Source organism: Phormidium pseudopriestleyi FRX01, assembly GCF_017313335.1.
GTDB lineage: Bacteria > Cyanobacteriota > Cyanobacteriia > Cyanobacteriales > Laspinemataceae > Laspinema > Laspinema pseudopriestleyi.
The window spans coordinates 1-7,175 of the sequence record NZ_JAFLQW010000029.1 but is presented as its reverse complement, the minus strand read 5'-3'; the positions used below and the strand labels follow the sequence as shown (position 1 = coordinate 7,175).

Genomic DNA, 7,175 nt, shown 5'->3' with positions numbered 1-7,175 from the left:
GAGATTATTGAGGCGCTGGAGGAGTTAAGGGCGGTGGATTGCGATCGCCTGACTTTGGGGCAGTATATGCGGCCCTCTTTAGAACATTTGCCGGTGCAGAAGTATTGGACGCCGGAGGAGTTTGAGGAGTTAGGGGCGATCGCCCGAGAAATGGGATTTTCTCATGTGCGATCGGGTCCTTTGGTCCGCAGTTCCTATCATGCCGGGGAAGCGGGGTAAAAAAGGCAACCTCTAAATGTCTGTACGCGAATGAGTCCACCGAACCGCTATAGCGACCCTAAATCATTTTGACAATGGCTCCAAGCCCGAAACCCTAGGAGTGCGTTGGCGCCGCCTGTGCGGAACGCACAAACATCTTGCTCGCTTTCTTTATGTCCAATTCATTTAGACGCGCTATATAGCCAGTCTTGCAGCAGTTTCAAACCTCACCCCCGTCCCCCTTCGACCCCCTTCGACCCCCTTCGACCCCCTTCGACCCCCTTCGACCCCCTTCGACAAGCTCAGGACAGGCTTCGACTGGCTCAGGGCTCAGGACAGGCTTCGACCCTTCGACCCCCTTCGAGGCTTCGACTGGCTCAGGGCTCAGGGCTCAGGGCTCAGGGCTCAGGGCTCAGGGCTCAGGACAGGCCTCTCCCGCTTTGGGCCGCCGACGAGAAAGGGGTGAGGGTCCATTCGCAAATTCATTTAGACTGGCTATATAGCGGTGACCAGACTCATTCGCGTACAGACATTTAAAGGAGTGCGTTCGCGTAGCGTGTGCTAACGCACACGCTACGCGAACGCACTCCCAAGATGTACGCGAATAACGGTGGTCACCGCTATATATCCTGATACAATGCTTTAATACCCTATTTTTAAACCGTCCAAAATCCCTTAATTTAACCCCATTATTATCTTTAAATTAAGTCACTTTTTAACAAGCATTGCCTCGGAAATTAGGTGCAGTTGGAGATGTCGGTTCTGTTTGCTGATATTCGGGATTTTACGACCCTGAGTGAAACCATGACCCCGGAGGATCAGTGGAAGGATTGACGAAAAATTATGGAGTGGCGCTATTAATTACGGACCAAACTTATTCCCGATTGACCCAACGGGAAAGTTATGCCATTCGCCGGATTGAAAAAGTTAAGGTGAAAGGAAAATCGGAAGCGGTGACGGTTTATGAGGTGTTTGATGCTGACTCAGAGGAAATGAAAGCGGGAAAATTAGCCACTTTAGGGCGATTTACAGAAGCATTATCCCTTTATGATGCCGGGAAGTTTGCAGAGTCTGCACAGTTGTTTCAAGAGTGCGTGGCCCAGATTTATGGCGATCGCCCTCAACGTCCGCATCATCCTTAATTGAGACTTGTCGGTTCCCTGGGGTAAAATGGCGACTCAGGAAGTTTCAATCACAGAGAATCAGTTACCGGGGAAATTGGCATCATTACCCCGGATTAAAGGGGCGATCGCCTCAAAATTCCCAGAACAGATAAGCTATTCTAGAAAGCACTTGCCTTGGTTCAGGTTAGCGACAAAATTAAACTCAAACTAGCAATTCCCTTGGGGTTCACGAGGGTCCTTTATTTTAGGTTTGCAGTTTATTGATGTTTCCCTCCCGAGTAGGGTCAGTACATGAATTGCCTCTCCCTCAGAGAAAGCGTAAGTCGTGACCCTAACTTAATTTGAATAGTTGTTTTAGTTGAGTTAATTGATTAATCCGCATCTACCTTAAGACTGATATTTAATGCAGTTTTGTGCTTGGACCTACTGTACGGATAAGGGACGGTTGGTTCCGAACGGTATATTTGCTCATTTTAGTCCCGTTGTAATGTGGATGGGGTTCGACCGGCGATCGCCCCGGCATTCCCTCAAATTTGATAGCATTCTAGCGACCCTGTAATTATGCTGACTCTTCCTGGTGTTGCCGTTCAAGTGCAAATCTATGAAAGTTCTAACTCTCTCTTATATCGAGGGATTCGCGAACAAGATAATCAATCTATTATCCTCAAATTACTGAAAGAAAATTATCCAACTGCTCAAGAACTGATTCGCTATCGCACGGAGTATGAAATTACTAAATCTCTCAACGTGCCAGGGGTCGTTCAAGTTTATGATTTGCAAAAATATCAAAATCGCCTCGTCATGTTGATTGAGGATTTTGGAGGCGAATCTTTAAGTTACTGGATGCAGCATCGCCAATTTACCTTATCCGAATTTCTGCAAATTGCGATTAAAACCACCGAGGCCCTGGCCCAGATTCACGCTGCCAATATTATTCATAAAGATATTAACCCCGGTAATCTTGTTTTGAACCCCACTACCGGACAGATTAAAATCATTGATTTTGGAATTTCCACCCAATTAACCCGAGAAAATACGACGCTCAAAAATATCAATAGTCTGGAAGGGACTCTCGCCTATTTATCTCCAGAACAAACCGGCAGAATGAATCGCTGTGTGGACTATCGCAGTGACTTTTATTCCTTGGGAATCACCTTTTATGAACTGCTGACCCACCGATTACCCTTTGAAAGTACCGACCCTTTAGAATTAATCCACTGTCATATTGCTAAACAGCCCATCCCCCCCCATCTGCAAGTGGAAAAGCTTCATGCAGATGGGAAATTTTTGGAACGGGGAATCGAAAAGATTCCGCCGGTTCTCTCGAAAATTATCCTCAAACTGATGGCAAAACGGGGGAAGAACGGTATCAAAGTGCTTACGGATTAAAAGCAGATTTAGAATTCTGTTGGCAGCAACTCCAGAACACTGGACAAATTTCTCCCTTCCCGATTGCGCTGCAGGATATCTCGGATAAGTTTCAACTGCCTCAAAAACTCTATGGCAGAGAGGCAGAGATTGAAACCTTAATTTCAGCCTTTGAACGGGCAAAGAGGCAAAGTCAACTGATGCTGATTGCTGGATATTCCGGCATTGGCAAATCAGCTTTGGTACAAGAACTGTACAAACCCATCACTGCTCATCGGGGATATTTTATTTCCGGGAAATTTGACCAATATCAGCGGAATATTCCCTATAGTGCTTTGGTGCGATCGCTACAACAGTTAATCAAATACCTATTAACTGAAAGTGAACCTCAACTCAAGCAATGGCAGGACAAACTCTTAACCGCATTAGGGGTTAATGGTCAAGTGATTGTGGAAGTCATCCCAGAAATTGAATTAATTATTGGCAAACAAACCCCGGTCCCCACCCTAGGACCCAATGAGTCCCAAAATCGCTTTAATTTAGTCTTTCAAAATTTCATTAAAGTCTTTACGCAACCGGCACATCCTTTAGCCTTATTTATTGATGATTTACAGTGGGCAGATGGGGCATCCTTAAACTTAATTCAACGATTGGTGGCAGGTGCAATCCCAGGACTTTTTTTAATTGGGGCCTATCGAGATAATGAAGTATCTGGGGGTCATCCCCTGGAGTTAATGGTGGATGAACTGACTAAAAATGGAGCAATTATTGAGCGAATTTCTCTGTCTCCCTTAGAGTTGCCAACGATTGCCCAATTAATTGCCGATACCCTGAAATCTACTCCAGAAGCGGTGATGGAACTGGCGGAGTTAGTTCAGTTTAAAACTGGAGGCAATCCCTTTTTTATGAATGAGTTTTTAAAGTCTCTTTATACAGAAAGACTGCTACAGTTTAGAACCCAAGCGTCTGAGGGTCTTGATGCCCCCTTTGTCCTCCCTGATTCTCCAGAAAACCTAAGCAAGGGTAAGGTCGGATGGTTCTGGGATTTAGGGCAAATTAAGGCCATAGATTTTACGGATAATGTGGTAGAACTGATGACAGGTAAGATTCAGAAGCTACCGGAATCGACTCAATTATTAGTAAAATTAGCCGCTTGTATTGGAAATGAGTTTGACTTAAATCTATTAGAATTAATCAGTCAGCAATCTTTGAAAAAAACTGTTGAGGATTTAAAGGCAGCGGTTGCGGAAAATTTAGTCATGCCTGGGATGAATCAAGGGGAAATCGAGTTAATTTTGACCGAGGAGGAGGATTATTCCTACTGTAATTTACCTCGGAAGGAATATCCGGCCCTGATTTATCAATTCGTTCACGATCGCATTCAACAGGCGGCTTATTTTTTGATTCCGGACGCCAAACGGACTCGGGTTCATCGAGATATTGGACAAATTCTCCTGGAGAATACTCCCCCCAATCGCCGGGAAGAAAAAATCTTTGACATGGTGAATCAATTTAATTTTGCCCTAGGGTTAATCACCGAATCCCAGCAAAAATATGAATGGGCAGAATTAAATCTCATCGCCGGAGAAAAGGCTAAACTATCGGCAGCCTATCAACCCGCTTTGACTTATTTAAAAGTGGGGATAAATTTATTAGAACAGGACAGTTGGCAGCAGCATTATTCTTTAACTTTATCTCTGTATGCAAAGGCCGCAGAAGTGGCTTATTTGAATGCAGATTTTGCCTTAATGGACCAAATGATAGAAGTGGTTTTGAGTCAGGCTAAAACAGTTTTAGATACCGTAGAAGTCTATGAGGTAAAAATCCTGGCTTATAATGCCCAGAGTCAATTTAATGAGGCGATCGCCATTGGATTAAAAGTCTTGAAACTCCTAGGCGTTAAACTCCCTAGCAATCCTCACACCGGCCATGTTTTATGGGGTCTGTTGCAGACCAAATTAGCCATCGGATTTAAACCCATCCCCAGCTTAGTAGATCTGCCCTTGATGACCGATGCCTATCCCAAAGCCGCCATGAGTATCCTCGGTAAAATCACCTCATCTGCCTATTTTGCCGCCCCCTTAATGTTCCCCCTGATTGTCTTTAAAAATGTCACCTTATCAATTAAATGGGGCAACAGTTCCGAATCAGCTTATGCCTATAGTAGTTATGGGGTAATTCTCTGTGGAGTCGTGGGACAATTGCAGACTGGATATCAATTTGGTCAACTCTGCCTCAAGGTTCTTGCTCAACTGAATGCCCGAGATGTTAAAGCCCGAACTGAATTTGTAGTAGGCGCTTTAATTCAGCATTGGATTGACCCCCTCAATTCCGTCTTAAAACCCCTCCTTGGTGCGTACCAAATGGGGCTGGAAAACGGAGACTTGGAATATGCCGCTTATGCCGCTTGTCACTATTGCTATAATGCCTTGTTGAGCGGGCAAGAATTAGTCCCATTAGAATCACAAATGGCCACCTATGCCACCCGAATTCAGGAAATGGGACAGGTGCGGGTTTTGAATTTACAAGAAGTCTTTCATCAGGGAGTCCTGAACTTGCTGGGAAAATCTGCGGATCCTTGCACCTTACAAGGGACCGCTTTTGATGAAGCAATCATGGTGCCGGAACTTGAAAACCGGAATGACCGGACGGCGATTTGTTATGTATATTTTAATAAATTAATCCTCAGTTATCTGTTTGGAGATTTAGAACAAGCGCTCACATCAGCTAATCTGTGCGAAGCTTATCTGGATGGAGTGACCGCATCTCCCGTCGTGATTTATTTTTATTTTTATGATTCTCTAATTCGGTTGGATATTGCGGCGAAATCAGACCCTTTATCCGTAAAAATGTTCCTCAAAAAAGTGAGAAAAAACCAGAAAAAATTGAAAAAATGGGCGCGGACTGCTGGGATAAATAATGCTCATAAATTTGAGTTAATTGAGGCAGAACGGTATCGAGTCTTGGGCCAAAATCAACGGGCTGCCGCCTGCTACGATTCGGCCCTTAATTTGGCTCAACAACGGGATTGCCTCCCCGAGACTGCCCTGATTTATGAACGGGCGGCTAAATTCTATTTTACCCAACGAAACCTATTAATTGCCAAAGCCTATTTGCAAGAAGCTTACTATTTTTATCAACTCTGGGGTGCCGTCGCTAAGGTGAAGCAATTAGAGAAATTATATGATAACTTACTCACTTCTGAAAATCGGCAAATTACCGATACAAAAAAAACGATATCGGCCAGTGCAGCTAATTTACTGGCTCATCTGGATGTATCAACGATGATGAAAGCATCTCAGGCGATTTATGGAGAAATTGTTTTAGAGAAATTGCTCTCTAGTTTAATGAAAATTGCTATTGAGAATGCGGGCGCGCAACGGGGTTATTTGATTTTATCCCATCAGGGACAATTGAGGATAGAAGCGGAGGGAACGATTGATGGCGATCGCATCACCGTTTTGCAATCAATTCCCCTGACTGAATCGGACAGGGTTGCGGTGGCAATTGTGAATTATGTGGCTAGAACTCAAGAAGCCATTGTCTTAAATAATGCAACCGAAGAGGGTGCTTTTACCAATGATTCCTATATTCAAAACAATCAGATTCAATCTATCCTCTGTGTTCCCCTGATTGATGGCGGCAAGCTGGTTAGTATTGTTTATTTAGAAAACAATCGCACCACCGGGGCCTTTATTCCCGAACGGGTGGAAATCTTAAAGATGCTCTCGGGACAAGCGGCGATTTCGATTCAAAATGCCAAACTTTACTCTGAGGTTCGGGACAACGAAAAGCGATTAGCGCAACTCAATCAAGCCTACGAACGATTTGTTCCCCGTCAATTTCTCCAGGTTTTAAATAAGGCAAGTATTGTCGAGGTGGAATTGGGGGATCAGGTTCAGGTAGAAATGTCGGTGCTCTTTTCGGATATTCGCGACTTTACAACCCTGAGTGAAAGTATGACCCCGGAAGAGAACTTTAAGTTTATTAATTCCTATTTATCTCGAATGGAACCGGCGATTTCCGAACATTCGGGCTTTATTGATAAATATATCGGCGATGCAATTATGGCCCTGTTTAGTGGGGAAGCGGATAATGCGGTTAAAGCAGGAATTTCTATGCTGCATCGCCTAGTTGATTACAATCATCATCGGTTGAATTGTAGCTTTGCACCCATTAGAAATGGCATCGGCATTAATACAGGGTCATTAATGCTAGGAACCGTAGGCGGAGAAAATCGCATGGATGGGACGGTGATTAGTGATGCGGTTAATTTAGCTTCGCGAGTGGAAGGATTGACGAAAAATTATGGGGTAGCGCTGTTAATTACGGAACAAACTTATTCGCGGTTAATCCATTGCGATCGCTATGCCATTCGCCGCATCGATCGCGTCCAAGTGAAAGGAAAATCCGAAGAAGTAACCGTGTATGAAGTCTTTGATGCTGACTCCCCAGAAATCAAAGCCGGAAAGTTAGCCACATTAG

The 7,175-nt window shown here is 44.3% G+C and carries 4 protein-coding genes and 1 pseudogene; all 5 read left to right on the top strand.

Features of this window, described 5'->3' with window-relative positions:
* A pseudogene (locus J0895_RS01025) lies at window positions 1-219 on the top strand (lipoyl synthase); the annotation flags it as partial.
* A gap of 800 nt (window positions 220-1,019) precedes the next feature.
* Window positions 1,020-1,340 carry a hypothetical protein gene (locus J0895_RS01020; protein ID WP_207086289.1) on the top strand — a complete coding sequence of 107 codons (321 nt, stop codon included), beginning with the start codon at window positions 1,020-1,022 and terminating at the stop codon, window positions 1,338-1,340.
* A gap of 385 nt (window positions 1,341-1,725) precedes the next feature.
* Entirely contained in the window at window positions 1,726-1,881 is a 156-nt protein-coding gene (locus J0895_RS01015) for a hypothetical protein (RefSeq protein WP_207086288.1), read from the top strand.
* Between the two features lie 2 nt (window positions 1,882-1,883).
* Entirely contained in the window at window positions 1,884-2,711 is an 828-nt protein-coding gene (locus tag J0895_RS25565) for a serine/threonine protein kinase (protein WP_242540959.1), read from the top strand.
* Window positions 2,606-7,175, top strand: a 4,570-nt coding sequence (locus tag J0895_RS01010; RefSeq protein ID WP_340643423.1) for an AAA family ATPase, incomplete at its 3' end; no start/stop codon positions are given. The genes J0895_RS25565 and J0895_RS01010, both read left to right, overlap by 106 nt.

What these genes read in the sequence shown, in the direction of transcription:
- J0895_RS01015 (WP_207086288.1), top strand. Translation starts at nt 1,726, where the DNA reads ATGCAGTTTTGTGCTTGGACCTACTGTACGGATAAGGGACGGTTGGTT.
- J0895_RS25565 (WP_242540959.1), top strand. Translation starts at nt 1,884, where the DNA reads ATGCTGACTCTTCCTGGTGTTGCCGTTCAAGTGCAAATCTATGAAAGT.